This is a genomic window from Pseudomonas sp. ZS1P83 (assembly GCF_054897825.1).
In genome coordinates this window covers 4,084,625-4,102,075 of record NZ_CM142706.1, presented here as the reverse complement: position 1 = coordinate 4,102,075, position 17,451 = coordinate 4,084,625, and the positions used below count along the sequence as shown (strand labels likewise).

The 17,451-nt window shown below is 59.3% G+C and carries 15 protein-coding genes; 2 read left to right on the top strand and 13 right to left on the bottom strand.

The features are described from left to right. Positions 1-25: 25 nt before the first annotated feature. Both ACYZT0_RS19555 and ACYZT0_RS19550 read right to left on the bottom strand, forming a co-directional pair. Entirely contained in the window at positions 26-388 is a 363-nt protein-coding gene (locus ACYZT0_RS19555) for a DUF6463 family protein (RefSeq protein ID WP_462042595.1), read from the bottom strand. 241 nt (positions 389-629) lie between these two features. Further along, a complete protein-coding gene (locus ACYZT0_RS19550) occupies positions 630-1,268 on the bottom strand; it encodes a TetR/AcrR family transcriptional regulator (RefSeq protein ID WP_462042594.1) in 639 nt (212 codons plus the stop codon). Positions 1,269-1,397: 129 nt separating this feature from the next. Here ACYZT0_RS19550 and ACYZT0_RS19545 point away from each other — a divergent pair, with 129 nt between their 5' ends. Further along, on the top strand, positions 1,398-2,615 hold the full coding sequence (locus ACYZT0_RS19545) for an MFS transporter (protein WP_462042593.1): 1,218 nt from the start codon (positions 1,398-1,400) through the stop codon (positions 2,613-2,615). 154 nt (positions 2,616-2,769) lie between these two features. Here ACYZT0_RS19545 and ACYZT0_RS19540 read toward each other — a convergent pair whose 3' ends face one another. Further along, entirely contained in the window at positions 2,770-3,480 is a 711-nt protein-coding gene (locus tag ACYZT0_RS19540) for a hypothetical protein (RefSeq protein ID WP_462042592.1), read from the bottom strand. A gap of 254 nt (positions 3,481-3,734) precedes the next feature. Here ACYZT0_RS19540 and ACYZT0_RS19535 point away from each other — a divergent pair, with 254 nt between their 5' ends. Further along, positions 3,735-4,289, top strand: coding sequence for a hypothetical protein (locus ACYZT0_RS19535; protein ID WP_462042591.1), 555 nt, complete (start codon positions 3,735-3,737; stop codon positions 4,287-4,289). Positions 4,290-5,056: 767 nt separating this feature from the next. On the opposite strand, the gene ACYZT0_RS19530 is transcribed toward ACYZT0_RS19535, so the two are convergent. The 10 genes from ACYZT0_RS19530 to ACYZT0_RS19485 form a co-directional block, all read right to left on the bottom strand. Continuing rightward, complete coding sequence (locus ACYZT0_RS19530; protein WP_462042590.1) at positions 5,057-7,093, bottom strand: bifunctional DedA family/phosphatase PAP2 family protein; 2,037 nt, start codon at positions 7,091-7,093, stop codon at positions 5,057-5,059. A gap of 405 nt (positions 7,094-7,498) precedes the next feature. Further along, positions 7,499-10,156: an FtsX-like permease family protein gene (locus ACYZT0_RS19525; RefSeq protein WP_462042589.1), complete on the bottom strand. Its 2,658-nt coding sequence runs from the start codon at positions 10,154-10,156 to the stop codon at positions 7,499-7,501. After that, positions 10,153-10,830 carry an ABC transporter ATP-binding protein gene (locus ACYZT0_RS19520; RefSeq protein ID WP_462042588.1) on the bottom strand — a complete coding sequence of 226 codons (678 nt, stop codon included), beginning with the start codon at positions 10,828-10,830 and terminating at the stop codon, positions 10,153-10,155. Before ACYZT0_RS19520 ends, ACYZT0_RS19525 begins: the two co-directional genes overlap by 4 nt. Beyond that, positions 10,811-11,485: an ABC transporter ATP-binding protein gene (locus ACYZT0_RS19515; RefSeq protein WP_462042587.1), complete on the bottom strand. Its 675-nt coding sequence runs from the start codon at positions 11,483-11,485 to the stop codon at positions 10,811-10,813. The genes ACYZT0_RS19520 and ACYZT0_RS19515 overlap by 20 nt, the downstream gene beginning before the upstream one ends. A 1-nt stretch (position 11,486) precedes the next feature. Then, positions 11,487-12,065: a hypothetical protein gene (locus tag ACYZT0_RS19510; RefSeq protein ID WP_462042586.1), complete on the bottom strand. Its 579-nt coding sequence runs from the start codon at positions 12,063-12,065 to the stop codon at positions 11,487-11,489. Positions 12,066-12,212: 147 nt separating this feature from the next. Beyond that, on the bottom strand, positions 12,213-12,761 hold the full coding sequence (locus ACYZT0_RS19505) for a phage integrase SAM-like domain-containing protein (protein WP_462042585.1): 549 nt from the start codon (positions 12,759-12,761) through the stop codon (positions 12,213-12,215). Positions 12,762-12,901: 140 nt separating this feature from the next. Further along, entirely contained in the window at positions 12,902-14,065 is a 1,164-nt protein-coding gene (locus tag ACYZT0_RS19500) for a DUF4350 domain-containing protein (RefSeq protein ID WP_462042584.1), read from the bottom strand. Continuing rightward, positions 14,062-15,606, bottom strand: coding sequence for a DUF4129 domain-containing protein (locus tag ACYZT0_RS19495; RefSeq protein ID WP_462042583.1), 1,545 nt, complete (start codon positions 15,604-15,606; stop codon positions 14,062-14,064). Before ACYZT0_RS19495 ends, ACYZT0_RS19500 begins: the two co-directional genes overlap by 4 nt. Continuing rightward, the gene (locus ACYZT0_RS19490; protein WP_462042582.1) at positions 15,593-16,570 is read right to left on the bottom strand and encodes a stage II sporulation protein M; all 978 of its coding nucleotides are present in this window, start codon (positions 16,568-16,570) and stop codon (positions 15,593-15,595) included. Before ACYZT0_RS19490 ends, ACYZT0_RS19495 begins: the two co-directional genes overlap by 14 nt. Next, the gene (locus tag ACYZT0_RS19485; RefSeq protein ID WP_462042581.1) at positions 16,567-17,292 is read right to left on the bottom strand and encodes an RDD family protein; all 726 of its coding nucleotides are present in this window, start codon (positions 17,290-17,292) and stop codon (positions 16,567-16,569) included. The genes ACYZT0_RS19490 and ACYZT0_RS19485 overlap by 4 nt, the downstream gene beginning before the upstream one ends. Between the last annotated feature and the right edge of the window lie 159 nt (positions 17,293-17,451).

Genomic DNA, 17,451 nt, shown 5'->3' with positions numbered 1-17,451 from the left:
GATTGTGTGGGTCTTCAACCGTTTGTCAGGCGTACAAGCCATACCCTGCCGCGATGATCAGCGGAGAAACCAGCAGCGTTGCCCAGAACCCCGATTTTGGAACAGCAATGACGCAAATGATCGAGATCATAAGCACATAGTTGCCAACCATTTTAAGTAGCGCGAGATCGCCAACGGCTACGGCGTGAATCGCTGTCTGCCCAGCGAGCATAAAAAGCGGCCCCAGCATGGTAAACCAGAGGGCAGTACGCCGATCTTCGTGCGCTTTGAATTGGTCAACGAAGCCAGAATCTACAGCGGCGGCGAATGCTGTTTTGAACTTGATGATACCGAATGGAATATGGAGGACGCCCAGGGCGAACAGGGTCCATGCGACGATGTTCGACATGTCTTATATGCTCCGTGACGGTAAGGTTGGCTTAGACGTGGTCACGGCAAATGCGACATTGCTCAGGGAGAAACGCAACATGGGTGACGGCAAGGACTGCTGCTCGCAAACGAAGCTACCCATTTGCCATCACCGTGTCCACCGTCCACTTTTGACCGTTCTCTACCAGTCATCACCGGCATCAATCGACTGTGGATTCAATCGGTCGACGCAACAGACTGGCTAAATCGATCAGTCCCTTTTAACCATTGCAATAGGTGGGCGGCACGGTAGAGGCAGCAATGTCCCACGTCAGCATTATCTGGGTGATGGCCGCATCAATGACCCCATGCTGCGTGTTATCCCGAGCAAGGATGGAAATACCCTGCAAGAAACTGTCGAACACCGTAGCCATCGCGGGCGCGTAAATATTGCCCGGCAACTGACCGTCACTGACACCCCGCTCAACACACGCCAAAATCCCCGCGCGAGTGCGGGCGCGAGATTGGGTCAGGGCATCGACCACCCGCGCATTCTCTGGGCTGGGCGCGCTCATCATGCCGAGGGTCACCATGCAGCCCTTGGGATGGCCTTCTTCACACTGCATGCGCGCCGACTGGCGCAGCGCTGTCTCGATGGCCTGGCGTGGCGGCAGGCTATCGTCCCACAGGCATTCGGTGACCTGGGCGAAGGTCGCCAGGTAACGCTGCACACACTCATCAAACAACGCTTCCTTGGAACCGAACGCCGCGTAAAAACTCGGCGCGGAGATCCCGCCACCGAGTCCGGCTTTCAACTGAGCGAGGGAGGTCGCGTCGTAGCCTTGTTGCCAAAACAGGTGTAAGGCCTGTTCCACGGCGTGGTCGCGGTCGAAGGTGCGGGGGCGGCCCATTTGCGCCATTTCAAGGCTCCTCTGAATGACGAGATAAATACTAGTCGATACATAAGTCGTTGACAACAAGCGCTGACTGCCCTCAACATTTGTATCGATCAGTATTTAAATCTGAAATCCTCGCTCAAGGAGTCTCCCGTGACACCCTCAATCACCTTATCGGCAGCGCCCGACCGCCTACCCATCGGCGCGTTGCTTGCTCTGGCCATGACCGGCTGCATCTGCATCGTCACCGAAACCCTGCCCGCTGGCCTGTTACCGCTGATCAGTGAAGGCCTGGCGATTTCCCCCTCCATGGCCGGCCAGATGGTCACCGCTTACGCTCTGGGCTCGGTGCTGGCGGTCATCCCCATGACCATCGCCACCCGCGGCTGGCGCCGCCGTAACGTGCTGCTGCTGACCATCGTCGGTTTCTTGCTGTTCAATTCCATCACCGCGCTGTCATCCCATTACGGCGTGACTCTGGTAGCGCGCTTCTTCGCCGGTGTCGCGGCGGGGTTGGCCTGGAGCCTGCTGGCCGGCTACGCACGCCGCATGGTTGCGCCCCATCAACAGGGCAAGGCGCTGGCGCTGGCCATGGTCGGTACACCGATTGCTCTGTCCCTGGGCGTTCCCCTCGGCACCTGGCTCGGCGGCCTCGTGGGTTGGCGCACCACCTTCGGCATCATATCGGCCCTGACCCTGGTGCTGATCGTCTGGGTACTAGTGAAAGTCCCTGACTACCCACCCCAAGCTGCGCACCAGCGCATATCGCTGCGCGTCGTGTTGACCACGCCGGGCGTACAACCTGTGCTAGCGGTGGTGATCAGCTGGATGCTGGCACACAACATTCTCTACACCTACATCGCACCGTTTGTGGCGTCGGCGGGGTTGGGGGATCAAGTGGATTTGGTGTTGTTGGTGTTTGGTATTGCGGCGTTGGTGGGGATTTGGGTGACTGCCAAATTGGTTGAGCCATTGTTGCGCAAGACTGTGTTGGTGAGCTTGGCAGCGTTTGCGGCGGTTTGCGTGATGTTAGGTTTTTTGGGTAGCGTGCCTGAGGTGATCTACATCGGCGTGGCGGTTTGGGGGTTGAGCTTCGGTGGGGCGGCGACGTTGCTGCAAACGGCACTGGCGGATGCGGCCGGAGATGGGGCGGATGTGGCGTTGTCGTTGAATGTGGTGGCCTGGAATAGCGCGATTGCGGGGAGTGGGGTGGTGGGTGGGGTGTTGCTGGATAGGTGGGGCGTCGCCTCTTTTCCATGGGCAATGGTGGTGTTGGTGGGTGTGGGGTTTGCAATTGTCTGGAGCGCTCGGGTTCACGGCTTCAAATCGGGCCCGCGTGCGGCTGGCAGGCCTGCGGTTGCGGGGCACTGAACCACATGAAAAAGCGCCTATCTGAAGGGGCGGCCTTAAATCGATAGCAGCTTTTTGATCGATTTCTGACATCTGTAAAGGGTCGTTATCGACCCTAAACAGACACCCTCACTCTCATGAACTTGTAGAGTCAGAGCTGAAGCCCTCGACTTCGTTACTTCGAACAGGCCACAAGGTAGTCGGCCTGCGAGTCACGAAGAGGGTGCGCTATGTTGAGTGCATGCTTGATGACCCGGAGTTCCTGGTCCGTGAGCCGTTTCCTGCCAAATTCATAGTAGGACCCCCCTGGATCCATGTGCACTGAAAAAAGTCCGATTATATCGTCATCGACTTCTTCGAGAATCAACTCCATATAGGCCTCGTTCACGGTATTCGCCGTTAGATAGGTGAATCCATCGACAGCCGCGCTTCCATACCAATTCACTTCATCCCACATCAGAAAGTTCCCTGGGGCGCTTCCAATACCTTGTAGATGCCGAGACGTCGGGTCTTCCTGAAGCGCTTTGAGTACAGTCAGAAATCGCTCGCAAGAAAGGATGTCGAGTTCGTACTTGCGTTTACCATAGTGGGTGGGATGTATCGCTGCTGCTGAGGGCTCTGAAGCTTGAACTGCGGCAACTACATTTGCTTTTAAAAGATGGCTCAGCGCAATTTCCGAAGGTTGTTCACTCCAGCCATTCAAGTCGGAAACGGGAGGGCACCAAATTAGCAGTACAGTTTCGCCGGCCCGCAAACGGTCATTGTTATCAAAATATGCAAATGTGTTTTGGCCCACAGTCGGCAAAATGTCATTTAGGCAGGTGACCGCAGCGCTGTGGTCAACGCCCGAATCCCGAGACCAGAATGTCGGGCGGTAGGTTTTCATCTGGTAAAGCTCCCTTGTAAAACCCAGTCACTTAAGCGATGCGATCTTAGTCTCAGGGTACCGCTTTCTGTTGGTTACATATGTCTGCTTCTTGGCCGTTTTCTACCCGTCGCGAGAGGCAGAAAACGACCCATAGCTGCCAGTCATCAATGTAAAAAGGGTTGTCACCAGTCTGTCTAACTTACTAACGTTCAGCCCATCAAATAATAGAGCCAGGATGCATCCAGCGCTCAAGGTAGGTATCGGGTATACATATGACGTTATTTCAAATTTACAGCGGTTTGACTTTGGTGGGCTGGTCAGCGCTTGAAGATGGCGATCCTTCAATGGGCGTTGCCACTGGCCAGTTCAAGCCAGCCGAAGCGTACGATGTCATCAAAAATGAGTGTCGATCCAGCCGTATTGAGCAATCTTCTCTCGGCCTTTCTGTACAAACAGCCAGCGGTGTGACCATCCCATGCGCGGGCGTGAATATTTCGGATTATTCGCAAGAGCTTGGAGATGGCTGCATCGATATCACTATCCTGGGCGTTCCTCATCCCCTATATGAAGAACTGTTTCCCCGACAGGTGGGGGTGTACGCGAGTCAATTTGATAACCAAACGAAATCCGGAGGTTTATGGGGCGTTGAATCCAGAGGCTGCGCACCCTTACAAAAAGTCGCATTGATAGCGATTTTTCAGTCGCAAAAGTCGATTCGTACAACGCTTCGTCAAAGGCACCACGAGCAAGAAAAGCCCCGGCGCTGTAGGCTCGGGCTTTGCCGAAAAATGATTGATGACGCTCATCTGAGCGCTCAACGAGTTTGAAGTATTGTTCATCCATTTCAGCGCACAGGGCATCAAGTCGTTCAGGCTGATGCCTGGCTAACAACAAGCTCATTTCGTCTGGATCGATTCCCGCCTCGCGGGTTGCCCAGAGAACGATGCGAGTCGTAAATTGCTTGCGTTCGGAGTGGGCCTGCGCCTCTAGCACACGCTGAATGTCAGGAAATCTCATCGCTAATCGTGAGGACATATTCTATCCAACTTGAGTGGAAACTGTTGACTCGCCGGGGCGCCAAATGAGGCTGGTCTGGTTGAATGAACCGCTTCTGTTCGAGGTGTTTTGCCTTAAATCGCATCGGCCAGGCATTGTCGGTACAAAACTCCAGAGGTCGACCTGTGTGCCGACAAAGTGGAGTGAAAGCAGGGTACCTAATGAGGCGCAGATGATAGCAGGCAACGCTTCAAAATTTTGTCCGGTATGTGGATACACCGGGCTGGAAGAGCCTCCGTACGACGAGGTCGGTTGCTCTTCGTTTGGCATCTGTCCATCTTGCGGTACGCAGTTTGGCTACGATGACGCAACATCTACCCATGCTGATTTGCGGAAATTATGGATATCCAAAGGAATGCTTTGGTGGAGCAAGGCTCAAGCGTCGCCGAGGGATTGGGATCCGGTCAGTCAGCTAAAAAAAGCGGATAAACGCATTAGTCCCTAGTCAAAACGCGGTCGTGAGCCGTTTGTAGTGAGTGTCTCCTTATGGCCGTTAGGTGCCTGTCAGGAGGTGCAGCATCCGACCCTAGACGGGCATTCATTTCTGTTTTTCACCGTGGCGAGCTAACAGGACCTGCCCATCCCAATCCGCATCTGCCGTTCCTTCGGGTCGAGAGCGGAACTGCCCACCGTCAAGAGCGGCAGCCAGTGTGCTTCGCGGTGCATTCGCATCGGGCTGTGTTGACGTCAAGGTGACGAGGGATAGTGGATGATAGAAACGCTCCTCGACAACCGAGCCAATCCACAGCGGCATAGTTCGCCCGTTTGTGAGCTCGAAATCGACGATCCACACTCGAAGCACCAGCCGCGAACCGTTACGTGCGTCAGCGCTATGCGGTCGAACGAGAGTCAGCCTGGGAAGGCGACCACTGGCGAACAGAGGAATGACCGGAAGATCGCCAGGGTCAACCTGGGTGGTAAGCCAATTCAGGGTATTCAACAGTGTCCATGCCGTCGAGGTACGCCATCCGTTGCGATGCAGGACATCTTGCAGGTCCTGCAAGCCACCGGCCCACTGGAACGTCAGTGGCTCATTCGTCTCGCCAGTCAGATCGATACGCCGCACCGGCAGCTGCTGCCAATCCGACGCCCACCAATCGGTGGTGGCCATGGTCAACGTCCCCACCTTGACGACATAACGACCGCTGTCCGTCGCATGGCTGCGATAGATATTGAAGCCGCCGGCGAGGATCAGTGCCGCACATCCGAGGGCGAGCAGCCCCCCTGACCCAATGCGCTCAGCCTGCCGCCGCAGGTAGAACAGGCTGAGCAGCGCCAGCCACGCGGACCCGAATGCCAGTCCTCCGAGCACGTCGGAAAGCCAATGCGCACCGAGGTAGAGGCGCGAGAATGCAATCAGAAATATCAGGGTGGCTGCGCCAAGAGCGACCGCGAGCCGCCGTGCCGGGCGGATATCACGCGCGATGAGAAAGGCGAGGAAACCGTATAGCACGACATTGATCGTGCTATGGCCGCTAGGGAAGGAAAAGGCACTCCACCCGGAATAGAGAAGCTCTCCAGGGCGAGTTCGATACAACGCTACTTTGATGACAATGTTCAGCGCCGAAGCGCCGGCGATTGCCACCAGCCAATAGGCTGCGGTACGCCAGGCGCGTTTCCACATGAGCCACAGCAAGACAGCAATCGTGACCGCCACCACGACCTTGGTGTCGCCGAGTTCTGTGATGGCAATCATCACCGCATCGCCTGGTGTTGTGCGTAGATCCTGGAGCGCGCGGTATATCGCGCTATCTGCAAGCAGCAATGGGTCACCGCTCACGACGTCTTCAAGGACACCGAAGAAAAGCCAGGCTGCACCGACGAGAAGGACCGTCGGCAGTGCGAGAGCCCGCGCTTCGGGCCGTGAAGGATCGAGCAAGCTGGTGAGTCGCCGGCTCAGCCAGGTGTCGTGGGTGCCGGCCCAGCTCCGCAACCGCTGTATTGCGACGATGAGGTAGGGGATGCCGCGATGCAGCGTCCAGCGCACGATATGCAGGACCACCCAGCCCGCCGCGACTAGAACGACCAGCAGGATCGCGAGCGGTTTTGCAGCAGCCCCGAGAATGCTGAACGTCGCGCCGACGAGCACACCGGGCAGGATATGCGACGGAGCCCAGGCGAGCGCCGACACGACATTGACGGCATAGAACCGACTGACCGCCATTCCCAGCGCGCCGGCAAGGAGCGGAACGAAGGCGCGGACGCCCGGTGTGAAGCGCGCGAGAAAGACACTTTTGTCGCCATGACGGGTGAAAAAGGCTTCGCTGCGCTGAATCAGTTTGGGGTGCCGGTTCAGCGGCCAGAGACCAAGAATCTCGCGGTGGTATCGGTGCCCAAGCCAGAACGAAAGACCATCACCCGCGATAGCGCCGGACGTGGCGGCGATCAGCAACGGCCAGAGCAATAATATGCCGCTCGGGACCAGGGTGCTGAGCGCGAGGATCACGGCGGTGCCGGGAACGACGACACCGATGATCGGGATTGACTCGGAAAGTGCCAGGAGAAACACCGCCAGATAGGCGACATGCGGGTGCGCCGTCAGGAACTCGATGATCGATGAGATCAAGGACGTCATATTTCGCGGGCTGCCTATAGAATATCAGTGATGAGGCGATCGACGCGCGTGTCTGCAATTCCCGGCTGCACAATCAGTTTGCGCAACAGACTAAGCATAGCTACTCATTTGCTATCGCTCCGTCCACCGGCTGCTTTTGGCCGTTTTATGCCTCTCACGCCTGACCAGTTTGGGTTGCGGAGCCAACCTGTCTTCACTTTGGCGTGTGCTGCTCAAGCCGCATGCAAGCGGTGTCCAATGCGAATGCAATGCCTAGGAGCCTGTCGGGCTTAGAAAAATCAGGAAACGCTACGTGCTTTCTAAGCAGGTCACAGACGCTTGTGATGCCTAGAATTCACGTAGCGCTCAATTTTATGGTTGTTTTTTGCTCATTATCGGGCTTTTCGCAGAAAGTCCGGTAGGCTCCTAGAGCTCGCGCATGCGCTGCACCGCAGGTATTCGCGTATCGCGTAACGCCCCCAGCACGGCGATGACAATCGACACCAACGCTAGGAAAATCAGCGCCCCCAGATAGCTCCAGGGTATCTCGAGGCTCAGCGGTGGAGGATCGAACACGCCGGTCAGCAATTTGACGAGCATCCAGGCCAAGCCGAGTCCCGTGAGCACACCCCAGCTGGTACCGGCAACAAACTGCAGCAGTGCCTCGCTCCAGATAAAGGCGCCGAGCTGCCGTGGCTTGGCGCCCAACGCCGAGAGTATGGCGAAAGTACGACGCCGTTCAGCCAGGCCGAGGGCCAGCATTAGCCCGCAGGCGGCGGTCACCATCAGTACCGCGAAACTCAACTCCAACTGCGCAAGCCCGCGAAGGTCGATGGCCGTCAGGCCCGAGGCAATCAATCGGCGTGCCTCGCCGAGGTCACTGACCTTGCTGCCTGGCAGGTCGGCGACCACCTGCCGGGCAGCCTTGGCCAGCCCCGCGAGATCCGTCGCATCGCTGCGCAGCAAAACGATTTCAGCGCCCTGCGCGCCTGACTGCTGGCTCACATAAGCCGTATTGGCGACCAGGAAGGAGTCATGGGGGGCCGTCGGGAACTCCCGGACCAGACCGATAAAGTGGAAGCGTACGCTGTGGTATTGATGGTCGGCTTCGTTCTGCAGTCGCAGGTTAAGTTCGTCGCCAAGCTGCAGCTGGAAATCCTGTGCGGTTTCTTCCGAGACCAGTATGCCGTCCGGCGTCTTTGCCAGCAGTTCAAGTGAGCTCTCGGCACTTGCGCCTTGAAAGTAAGCGTCGGCTAGCCGCGTTGCCTCACCGATATACAGGGGATCAATACCGTAAAGATCCTGCAGATCGTTGCCGACATAGGCATAACGGTGCTGCATCGGCTGTGCGGCCTTCACGCCTGGCAGCCGCTCCAGTTCATGCAGGCGGCTGGATGCGGGGGCCTGTGCGGTACCTGTGACAGTGACGTCGGCCCCATTGGTCAATTCAGCGTCGACCCGCGCCTGAGCGTTGTAAGTGGTATTGAAGATTGCCGTCGAGGTGGCAAAGGCAAAGCCCAGCGCAGCCAGGACAATGCCCTGCGTCACACGCCGGTGCTGCTGGCTGATAGAGGCCGCTACCAGATCCGCCAACGGTCCGGCCAGCGTGCGCAGCAGACGCGCCAGCGGTCGGCGGCCATGTTGCAGGGCGAACGTGCAGAGCCGCAGGACCAGCAGTCCCATCCCTATCCAAAACAGCAGAGGCGCGAGGAAGGCCTGGTAGTCGATCTGGGCTGTCGGCACGCCTTCCGGTGCCAGCACCAGTTGGTAACCGCTGCTCAAGGTGCGCCAAAAAACCACGCCCGCCAACGTCAGGCAGATCAAGTCCAGACCGATGCGCTGCCAAATCGGTGGATGCCCTTGCACGTGGCTCATGCGCGCTTGCTTAACGGTGACCTGCCGCAGGTCGTGCCAGGCTGGCAGCAGGACGGCCGACAGCGCCAATAGCAGGCCGATCAGGGCGGCCAGGCCAAGCCAAAAAACACGGGTTGCCTGGAGCAGTCCTCCCGTCAACAAGAGTGGCGCCCACAACGCGGCCATCGCCACGCCGATAATGAGTCCACCGACCCCGATCATGGCGGCCTCGGCCGCGGCCAGCCAGAGAATGTCGGCAGCCACGGCACCGCGTATGCGCAGCAGCGCTTGTTCGCGCCGACGCCGTTCGCTGCCGGAAGCCGCTACGGCGAGGGTGAGAAACACCGCCAGCAGGCAACCCGGTACGCCAAGGAACAGAAACAGGACCCGGGCATAGAGGGCATCACCGCGTACCGCGTCGAGCCGCGCCGTCAGATTGTCGGCGAGCCCCCCACGCCCCGCGATACGGACTTCCAGATTGCGCGCCGCCCCCTGGCTGAAGACAAAAGCCGTGTCAGGGGAATCCGGCAGCTGGCTGCGTTCGAGGGCGATGTGCAATTGCAGGCGCACGGAGTCCGGCCTGACCTGCGCTTGCGGATCGAACAGTGAATGCCAGAGTGGCAACGGGAGCAACAGCACATTGTCTGGCGGTGCCTGGGGGGCGGCCCCGGGCGGTACACCGATGGCCTGAAACAGGGAGTCGGCGGTGGGCAGGTCAACCACCCCGCTAATCCGCACCTCGGCGGCTGCCAGCCCAGGCCTTTGGAGGGTCACCAGGTCGCCGGGCGCTATATGCAGGTTGGCCGCGGTTTGCTGGGCGATGAGAACGCCCTCGCCGGTACCGACCAGCAGCCGGAGCTGGCCCGGAAAGTCCCGGGCATAGTCGCCCCCCAGGCCTAGCACCTTACCGGCACCAGTGGTTTGTACCGTGCCGCCCGCCTGCGCCTGCAAACCCTCCACGCTGGCATACCCGACCGTCTGTTGACGGCTGACACGCGCAGCCTTGGCGACCGCCTGGGAGATATCGGCAAGTGCCTCCCCCGGTACCAGCTGCAGCTGCCAGTCCACCGGGATATCCCGGACTGCCCGGGCAGTCATACTGGCACCACTCTGGGCGATAAAAGCACCGAGCAGGGTCAACAGCGCTACCGTGAGGGCGACGCCGGCCATACTCCCGGCGAGTCGTCCTCTGCGTGCGCGGAGCAGGCCGCCGAGCCATAGCCAGATCATACCGAGCTCGCGGGTCGTTCGCCGCTGCTGAGCCGGCCATGCTCCATGTGCCAATGGATGTCCATCCTCGCGGCGATGACCGGGTCGTGAGTGGCAATCAGCAAGGCACATTCGCTACCGGCCAGGTGCCTGAACAATGCGTCGAGCAGAGCCTGTCCGCTGACCTGGTCGAGTTGCCCGGTGGGTTCGTCGGCCAGGATCAGTTGCGGTTCTCCCACGATCGCTCGGGCCATGGCGACGCACTGCATCTGCCCGCCGGACAGCGTCTGCGGCAATTTGTCGGCCAGCGCGAGCAGGCCAAAGGTGTTTAGCGCAAAGGCTACCCGGGCGTCGCTATCCTTGCCATGTCCGGCCATCAACAGGGGCAAGGCAATGTTTTCGGCAACGCTGAGAGAGTCCAGCAGGCTCGGGGCCTGGAACACCAGGGCAATTTTCTCTGGCAGCAGCGATTCGACCGGTCCCAGCGTCGGCCACGTGAGATTTCCGCAGCTGGGTTGATCGAGCCCGGCGAGCAGATGCAGTAGCGTCGATTTGCCACTACCGGAACGACCCACCAGCGCTATCCGCTGACCGGGCCATATGCGCAGAGTCGCCGAACTCAACGCCACCACCGCCTCCCCGGCCTGCTGGTAGCTGCGCCCGAGGCCGTCGGCCTCAATCAGCGGCGAGGTCATTGAGCAAGCATCCATCATTGAGTTGCAACAGCCTGTCGGCCTGGCTGGCGAGCGCACGGCTGTGGGTCGCGATCAACATCGAGCAGCCCTCGCGGCAACGGACTTTCAGGTAGTCGAGGATGTTCGCCTCGGTCACCCCATCCACTTCGGCGCTCGGTTCGTCTGCCAGCAATATCGCTGGCCGAGTGCACAGTGCCAGCGCCAAGCCAGCGCGGGCCAGCTCGCCACCGGAAAGCTGCGACGGGCGGGCTTGCAAGTGCTGAGCAAGCCCCAGGGTCTGTAGCATGGCATCGATCCCGACCCGTTCGTGCAGGCCCGCAAGCTTCAGTTGCAAGCGCAGATTGCGTTCCAGAGTGAGGTGTTCGAAAAGATTGCCCGTCTGCATCAGGATGCCGATATGCCGCGTCCGCAAGCCTGCGCGTTCACGCTCGGGGCGCCTGGAAATACGTTCCCCCATCACTTCGACGATGCCGCCATCTGGGTCGTCCAGTCCGGCCAGACACGCCAGCAAGGTGGACTTGCCGCTACCGGAGGGACCCATGACGGCGACGAACTCGCCGGCTGCGATCTGCAGGGACACGCCCTTGAGTGCCGCCGTCTCGACGTCGCCGTTATGGTAGAAGCGGTAGAGCCCGTTAGCCGAAAGAGGCAGCATCTCAGTTCCAGCGTAATGAGTTGGCCATCAATTGCCATTGATCGGCATTGTCAGCACCCACTGGGGCCGACAGATCGAGCGCGGCCTGTCGGCCATCGTGATGGAACAGGTAGCGTTCGTGCTCCAGGCGCAACTGACGGTGGGTCACGGGGTTGGCTGACGAGTCAGAGGTGTAGCGGATGCGGATAGCCGGCCCGCCCTTGAGCGTGACGCTCTGCACTTTGCCCGGTTCGACTTTGTCGCCGGCCTTGACCAGCGCCGGTACCTCAACGGCCTTCGCCGACTCAACGCTGGGTGCGGTCGCCACCTGAGTAAGGCTCAGGTCAACCGCATTGAACTTGTCGGCGAAACGCGCGCCGTCATCACGCTCGCTTCGCGCCCAACCCTCGGGAACCTTGAGCGAAAGCCCAAGCGGTGATTGATAGCTGATAAAAACCTGGGAGTCAGGAATGTCGCCTGGAGGATTTTTTTCCTGTTGAGCGGCAGAAACACCGGAAGATGCCAGGCAAAATACCGCCACCATTGCCATGAGGCGCTGCCCGATGGCGAGTCGTGGGGAGTGTCGAATGCTGCCTTTCATGCTGGCCTCGGCGCGCAAGCTGATGGGCAGGCGACCAAGGATGTCGCCCCTCACAAGCGTAGGTGACTTTCGCTCTGTTGGCCTTGGTGACGTTTTGATAAGTGCTTGGGCGTCTAGCCGATAACAAGATATCTTGACGATTAAAAGTTAATCTGCGGCCAGGAGCGACTTGATCTCGGCCATGCTCAGGAACTTGGGCAGGGTCTTGTGGCTACGCGGCATCACATCGTTTGCCATGGCCTTGCCGCCACTGGCATCGACATGCGCAAGGAAGCTCGCTTCACGCTTTACGGTGCGTTCTTCAAAGGCGAAGGGCAGGCGTTTCACCCAACCCTCCTTGAGCGCGTACTCGTAGAACTTACAGATGTAAGTCAGACGCTGGCGAGTGGTATTTGGTGCCAATTCGCACGTCACCAGGCAGTAGTCCCGATAGGCCGCCACAAGGCTCTTTGCCTCGCCACGATCAACGTCGCGCCAGTCCATCTCATGGGTTTGGAGAAAGCTGAAGAAATCGTAAAGAGCGCGTCCGGTACTGGGCCAAGATCGCTTAGAACCGATAGCCCCGCGAAGCAGGTAGTGACGAAAGAACTGATTGGCCGGGACGCAACTCTCCATCGACTCCCAAAGCAGAATGGGAAACTCCGGATAGGGTTGCCCAGCGATCACCAATTCCTCAGTAGCCCACACAAGCTCCATCTGCCGTCCTCTGCACTAATCAGAAACCCAATCACTCTGTCTGCTCTGACCAGTTAGTGCATTAAATAGACCCTAAAACACCTGAGCTTCTAAGTGTCTGTTTCTAATAAACAGGTATCTAACGCTTTCCAAGTACCAGATCATAAGGCGTTCCTCAAGGTTTGCAGGTGGGCGACCTGGCGGCTGAATTCAGCACTGGACAGCCGCTGTTTCGGTCGCGGGCTCATGTCCTGGCTGATAGCGCGTGTGGGTTTGCCGGTCAGGCGTGCGAGCACCAGCCATTGCTCGGCAACGTTCAATTGTTCGAAACCGGGGTGACGGCGCCGTACACGACGCAGAATGTCTTGTTGCAAGGCGTGTAGCAGGTGCTGCTGCCCGTTGCGGCGCAACATGAAATCGGCGCTGGCGCGCAGGTGCTCCTGAAGTTGCCGGCGACCTTTCGGAGCAGGTTCCAGCAACGGACCATTGCGCACCCCGACATGCCAGAGCGCAAGACCTATCAGGGCGATGAGTGCGACCAACGCCTGAGGGAAATTACGCAGGAGCAAGGTCAGCAGACTGTCGTGATCGGTGTTGAACAGAAGGGTTATGCTCGTGTCCGCGGTCAGGTACCAGAGCAGCCAGGCGTTGTCGTATTGGTCGATGGCCGGGGTTTTCCACAGGTCGGCGTCGGTGACCACGGTGATCGAACCGAGCCCGTGGTTCAGCTGCATCATGTGCGTGGCCTTGCCACTGTTGGCCCAGGCTTGCGCGAGATTTTTCGGGTCTTCGAGATGGAACGCGGTATCGAAGCTGGCGTAGGCCGGTGCGCCTTCGTCTTCCAGATACAGCTTGGTCAGTTTGGGGTAAGGGTCGTCGCTATTATTGGGCGGCGGGTCCTTGAGGTCTTTGCTCAGCGACTGGTGCAACTGCACTCGGTCGAGCAGCAGGTCATTGCTCTGGCCGGTCTTTTCATCCCAAAGCGACTGGGCGACAAACAACAGGCGCCCGCCGGCCCGGGTCCAGTTCATCACTTGATCAATCTGGCGCGGCGTCATGTTGTAGCGATCTGCGAGCAACAACAGAGTGTGTTGACGAGGATCGAGGGTGGGCAGGATATCGAGGTCGTTGGCGTGGTTGATGGTCAGGCCCTGTTTGCGCAGGAAATGCTCTGCGGCCAAATAGGGATTGGCCTGGGCTTCGGGCGACGGGCCGTGATCGATTTCTGCTTGATAGGGTGTGGCTTTCAGGTACAGATAAATAGTCAGCGCGCCCACCAGCAGGGCGATGAACGCACCGACCGAAAGCCACAAACGCCGGTTCAACGGATCGCTCCCGGGCCGAACAACGCGCGCCAGCCGTCACAGAGTTCCTGCTGTAAATGCGCCGGTGGCAGGCGATGCCCGTAGGCCATGTTCTGCCAGTGCCTGGTCAGGTTTTTGCTGAAGGCCAACAAGGCAGGTTGTTGCAGTTGCTCGACGCGCTGAAGAACTTCACCTTCGGTGTCGGCGGGTTTGAGCGCCATGTTGAAATCGTGCAGCAAGTGACTGAGCAGGGCGCGATAGAGCAACCCGAGGGCGTCTCGGGGATTGGTCTGCCAGAGGCTTTCGGCGCTGGCTGCGATGTCAGCGGGCAGGGTTTCGCGATTCAGGTCCAGACCGAACGCTTGCTGCGGCAATGGGCGTGCGACTTTACGGTTTAACGCCGGCCTACGGCTGACGAACGCCTGCAACCAGTCGCGGTAACGCCAGATCAGCAAGCCGATGGCACCCAACACGGCGCCCCACAGCAGCACTTCAATTAAAGTGGCCAGAAAGCCAAAACGCTGGCTGTCGAGCAGACTAGCCAGGGCCTTCAGCCATTCAGGTGTTTTCCCGTCATCCGGTGTTTGGGTGTCGGGTTGGTCTTCGCCAAACCGATAGCGGGTCACCGTTTCCTTGTTCTTGAACGGGGGCTGATCGAGAATTTTCTTGATGCTGTCTTTGGACGCCTGACTGGTCAGCGGTTGATCCAGCAGACGAGGGCTGTCCGGCGTGATCACCGGTTCGTCGGCCCAGACGTTTGGTGCGACCGGCACCAGCATTATCGCGGCCAGCATCAGCGTGACCGCCGTGGTGTTGAGGCGTTGGCGCAATCGGCGGAACACCAGTTCGATGTCCCAGGCTTCCAGCACCGTGCGCCGATTCAGATAAAGGCTGAAGCCGCAGGCCACATAGATCGGTTCCCAGACAATCAGCACCAGCACGTAAAAGGCATTGGTCAGGTGTTCCAGCCAGCGCCAGTCCTGTGTGGCGGCGGCGATCAAGGTCTGCCAGCTCCAGTCGAGTTCGACCTGTTGCGGCAAGAACATATAGAACAGCACCATCAGGCCGATCCATAACGCGCTTTCCAGATGCACGCCGATGATGGTCAGCCACTGCGCCGCGCCGGCGTTGCGCTGTAGCAGCACCCGCAAACGCTGTTGTCGTGCCTGACCCTTCAGGCCTTCGAGTTGCACCACCGGCATCACAAAACTGCGGCTCAGGCTCAACCGTCGCCAGGTCAGGCTGGCCGGCAATTGTGGCTTGAGCAGGCGTGGCCATTGGCGCAGCGCCTGTTTCAATGTGGGCGTTTCACCGAACATTACTTTGGAAAGGATGTACAACGGCAGTCGCTCGAACGCCGGTTTCAACCACCAGAAGATGAACACGGCGAGGGAGGGTGAGTCCCACAGAAACAAGGTGAGCAGCGCGAAGATCGGCAAGGTGATGATGGCCCAACTGGTCATCAGCAATCGTCGATGACGCTGGCTCAGCAGCACGCCCAGGTCCATGGCTTCCCAAGTGGTGCGCGGGCGGATCACGACCGTGGCGTCACTCAGGCGCATGGCGGGTTCGTCCGGCAAACAGCAGATAAGTCGCCACCAACAACCAAAGCGCCGCGCCGACCAGATATTTGGTCATTGGCGCCGGCGCGGTCATCGACGACCAGTAGGCTTCGATAAAGGCGGCAATCAGCAGAAACAACATGACGCCGCAGATCAGCAACACGCTTTTGCGTGCCGCCAGTCGCAACGCTTCGGCACGGGGCAGGCGTCCCGGTGCGATCAATGCCCAGCCCATTTGCAGGCCGGCAGCACCGGCCAGCGCAATGGCGCTCAGTTCGAACGCGCCGTGACCGATCACGAACGACCAGAAGGTTTGCCCGAAGCCGATGTGCGTCAGGTGCCCGGCCACCGCGCCGATCATCAAGCCGTTGAAGAACAGGAAAAACGCGCTGCCCAGACCAAACAGCAAACCGCTGGCAAACGTCTGAAAGGCGATGCCAATGTTGTGCATGATGTAGTAACCGAACATCACCCAGTCTTCGCTGGCCGCGCGTTCCGCCGAACGTCCCAGGTGACCGGCGTCGGGGTCGTACATGCCTTGCATCTCGCTGACCTGCTCGGCCGGGATCAGGTTGTAGACCAGGTCCGGGAACAGATACACCAGCAGCGCGAAGCCGATCAGGCTGCCAAAAAACATCAGGCCGGCGGCGAGCACAAAGCGCCATTGTTCGCGCACCAGGCGCGGGAAGTCGGCAAGGATAAAGCTCACTATGTTGGCGCCCAGTCGACTGCGATGCCGATAAAGCTGTTGATGCCCTCGCAGCACGTGTTGCTGCAAGGAGTCGATCAGGAAACTGCTGTAGCCGCGTTCCTGAGCCAGTGCCAACTGGTGACAGAGCCGTCGATAGTCTTTCGGGAAACTGGCGATCCGTGAGGTTTCCTTGCCTCGCTCCAGCTGGTCGAGCAACAGGGAAAACTGCTCCCATTCGGCCTTGTGGCGATTTTCGAAAAGGCTTTGCTTCATGCGGGCCCCAATAAGCCACGGGCGATGCTGTTGAGTTCCGCCACAGCGCGTGGTGCGCAGACCTGCAACGGTTGGGCAAGGATGGACGCAAGTTCGTTCGTCCGCGCTTCGGAAAGTTCGCCCTGGCGTTCGGCAAACCCGAGAATGGCGCGTTGCTCGGGCAGCGTCAGGGCAAAGGCCGGGCGCCGAGGCTGGACGTCGGGCAGTTGCGGTCGGGTCAACGGTTGTTCGCGGTAGATCACCAGCGTGCCGGCGGCCAGGTCGCCGAGGCGTTTGAAGGTGGGGTGTTGCAGGCAGCTGATGGCCCCGAGGAAGTAGCCGAAGGGAAGCATGTCGACGAATCGCAGCAGGTTGCGCAGCAGCGAAGCGGACCAACCGATCGGGGTGCCGTCGTCCTGCACCACGCGCAGGCCCATCCATTGCTTGCCTGGTGAACGACCCTGATTGAGCACTTCGAATAGCACCATGTACCACCAGCTCACCACGAACAGCAAAATCGAGCCAAGTCCTGCGCCAAGTTTTCCGAGAAACGCCAACACAATAAACAGCAGGCCCAGAACCAATCCGCGTAACCCAAGGTCGATGGCGAACGCCAGCGCACGAACCATCAACCCGGCCGGGCGCAGTGGCAAGTCGATGCCTTCCGGCGTTTCGACTTGATACCGCGTATCCAGTGGCGCGGACAGCGTCGCTTTCCTTGGCAGTGCTGTGGTCTCGAGCATGGGCAACCTTAATGTGGCCTGTTCGCGATTCGATGTCCGGCCGATGCTAGCAGCCTCTCGGGGGGGAAACGACATATCTATGTATTGCACGGTGCGTGGTCAGAGGTGATTGAATGACAAGATTACTGGCCGGGGCGGGATGTGAACGCCTAGACTTCG